Raw genomic sequence first — 2,759 nt, forward strand, 5'->3', positions numbered from 1 at the left:
GCCGCGGGAGTACCGCGGCCGGGGGCCTTCGTCGTGTACGGGCGGGCGGATCAGCCGCGCTGGATGCCCGAGGTGTCCTGCAGGACACCTCGGCGGCCGTCCTGCGTCTGCGCGATCAGGGTCTGACCACGCTGCTCGACCGCCAGGTACCAGGTACCGGGGGCCAGTTCGGCGATCTGGCCGGACGAGCCGTCCTCGCCGTACAGCGGACGGGGCACCGGCACCGCGAACCAGAACGGCGCGAAGTCGGCGGCCGGCGCGGCACCGCCGGACTGCGGCGCCTGGGCGGCCTGCGGGGCCGGCTGCGCACCGAACGGCTGGGACTGTCCGGACTGCGGCGACCCGGCCTGCGAGCCGAAGGGCTGCTGGCCCGGGTAGCCGTACCCCTGGCCCTGCGGCTGCGCGCCGTACGGCGACGGGGTGGCCGGAGCCGGCCGGGGGCCGGACGAGAGCGGAGCCTTGAGCGCGGGAACCAGCGGTCCGGCCACCGCCGCACCGGCGAGCACCAGGGTGGCCAGCAGGCCGAGGATCAGCCCGGCACCAGCGTCACCGGCGTCGATGGTCGTCCAGAACGCGGTCCACAGCGCGAAGACGGTCAGGGCCACGCCGAACTGCCCGAGGTCCAGACCGACGATCTTGCGGCCCGGCGTCGAGCGGCTCACGATCAGCAGCGCCGCTCCGATGACACCGGCCAGGAAAATGCTCATGAGGAGCGAGAGCGAATCCCAGGCACTCGCGCTGTCGAAGCCCGAGCAGTCGACGCCACGGGGGCAGTCATAACCGGAGAGGTCGAGGAAGGAGGCGATGAACAGCACGACCGCTGCTCCGATCACCACGCCGTCGCCTCTAGTGAGGGATCGGATATTCACGTGAAGGTCCTTAGTCGGTCGTCTCGTCGGGGACGGTCGTCGCTGCGCCAGGGGCTCTCCCGCAGACGCGCCGAGAAGCCCGGGGCGGCTCCCCATCGTACGGATGAATCTATCGTCTGCCCGGGCGGGTTGGCCCCCGGCTTGCAGGACGGGCCGCCATCCCCCCGATATCACCGCAGAGCTACCCCGCGGCAGGGCGGAACTACCCCTTCAGGAACAGGACGATGCCGTCGCTGATCCCCTCGGCGGCCCGCCCGCGCCAGCTCGCGCTCGTCAGCAGAGCGGCGTCCTTCGGATCGCGCATGTTGCCGCATTCGATGAACACCTTGGGAACCGTGGACATGTTCAGCCCGCCGAGATCGTCGCGCACGTCCAATCCCGTTCCGCCACCGATGTAGTTGGACGGCGCGCTCCCGGTGGCCGCCGCGAACCTGCCCGCGATACGGGTCCCCAGCTCCCGCGAGGGGCTCACGATCCGCGAGGTGTCCGCCGCCCCGTCCCGCACGAGGGCGGGCAGGATCACGTGGAACCCCCGGTTGCCCACGGCCGAACCGTCCGCGTGGACGGAGACCACGGCATCGGCCTTCGCCGCGTTGCCGATCCGGGCCCGCTCGTCCACGCACGGGCCGTACGCGCGGTCGTCGTCGTACGTCAGGACCACCCTCGCGCCCTCGGCCTCCAGCAGGTCGCGCATCCGGTGGGCGACGTCCAGCGTGAACCGGGCTTCCGCGTAACCGGCGTCGGTGGACGTCCCGGTCGTGTCGCACTCCTTGTGGCCCGTACCGATGTTCACCTGCCGTGCGATCTCACGGGTGTGCTCGTGGTTGTGCGGGTTGTGACCGGGGTCGATCACCACCGTGCGGCCCGTGAGCGGACCTCCGGGCGAGGGCTTCGCGCTCCCGGCGTCCGCCGGAGTGGACGTGGCCGCCTTCGGACCACCGGGAGGAGCGGCCGTCGCCGGGACCCCGGCGCGCGGCTGAGCCTTCACCTCCGTGCCGCCGCACCCGGCGAGGACGGGCAGGCAGAGGACGGCGAGCGCGGTCAGCCCGGCGGCACGGACCGGCCGGCGGAGCGCGGGGCGCGCGGCGGGAGGGGTGGGGGGAACGCTGGTGTACGGCACGCGGGCGATGCTACCGACGGCTCTCAGATCCCCTGCCCCGTACGCCGCAGCACGCGCAGCGAGCCGGTCACCGAGATCTCGGTGAACGCACCCGAGGCGAGAGCCCGTTGATGCACCCGGTACGGGGCCTGCCCGCCGTCCGCCGGATCGGGGAACACGTCGTGGATCACCAGCAGACCGCCTTCGGCGAGATGCGGCGCCCAGCCCTCGTAGTCACCGTTCGCGTGCTCGTCGGTGTGCCCGCCGTCGATGAAGACGAGCCCGAGCCGGCCACCCCAGACCGCCGCGACCTGTGGGGAACGCCCCACCAGCGCCACCACGTGGTCCTCAAGACCGGCCGCGTGCAGGGTCCGGCGGAAGGTGGGCAGCGTGTCCATCAGGCCCACCTCGGGATCGACGAGGGACGCGTCGTGGTACTCCCACCCCGGCTGCTGCTCCTCGCTGCCCCGGTGATGGTCGACCGTGAGCGCGGTCAGCCCCGCGCTATGGGCCACGCCCGCGAGCAGGACGGTGGAGCGCCCGCAGTAACTGCCGACCTCCAGGAGCGGCAGCCCGAGCCGTGCGGCGTCGACGGCCGCCGCGTGGAGCGCCAGCCCTTCGTGGACCGGCATGAACCCCTTGGCCTTCTCGAAGGCGGCCAGCACCGCTCCGTCGGGGCGGGCTTCGGGATCGGCGACGGGGGCGGCGGACTCGGCGGCCACGGGTTCCTCCAGGCGGTACGGGTGTGTCGACGGCGGCCCCATCGTGCCGCACGCCCCCGCCGGACGGAC

Annotated in this window: 3 protein-coding genes; all 3 read right to left on the reverse strand. The window is 73.0% G+C overall.

The window, feature by feature from the left end:
• Window positions 1-50: 50 nt before the first annotated feature.
• The 3 genes from ACWD3D_RS35755 to ACWD3D_RS35765 all read right to left on the reverse strand — a co-directional run bounded on the left by ACWD3D_RS35755 (window position 51) and on the right by ACWD3D_RS35765 (window position 2,600).
• On the reverse strand, window positions 51-869 hold the full coding sequence (locus ACWD3D_RS35755; protein WP_451464835.1) for a DUF5336 domain-containing protein: 819 nt from the start codon (window positions 867-869) through the stop codon (window positions 51-53).
• Between the two features lie 202 nt (window positions 870-1,071).
• Entirely contained in the window at window positions 1,072-1,989 is a 918-nt protein-coding gene (locus tag ACWD3D_RS35760; protein ID WP_451464836.1) for an N-acetylmuramoyl-L-alanine amidase, read from the reverse strand.
• 23 nt (window positions 1,990-2,012) lie between these two features.
• Entirely contained in the window at window positions 2,013-2,600 is a 588-nt protein-coding gene (locus tag ACWD3D_RS35765) for a class I SAM-dependent methyltransferase (RefSeq protein WP_451464837.1), read from the reverse strand.
• Window positions 2,601-2,759: the final 159 nt, after the last annotated feature.

This window comes from Streptomyces sp. NPDC002690, from assembly GCF_053592415.1.

Bases quoted from the DNA above. Each gene is read 5' to 3' on its own strand.
- ACWD3D_RS35765 (WP_451464837.1), bottom strand. From the start codon at position 2,600: ATGCCGGTCCACGAAGGGCTGGCGCTCCACGCGGCGGCCGTCGACGCC.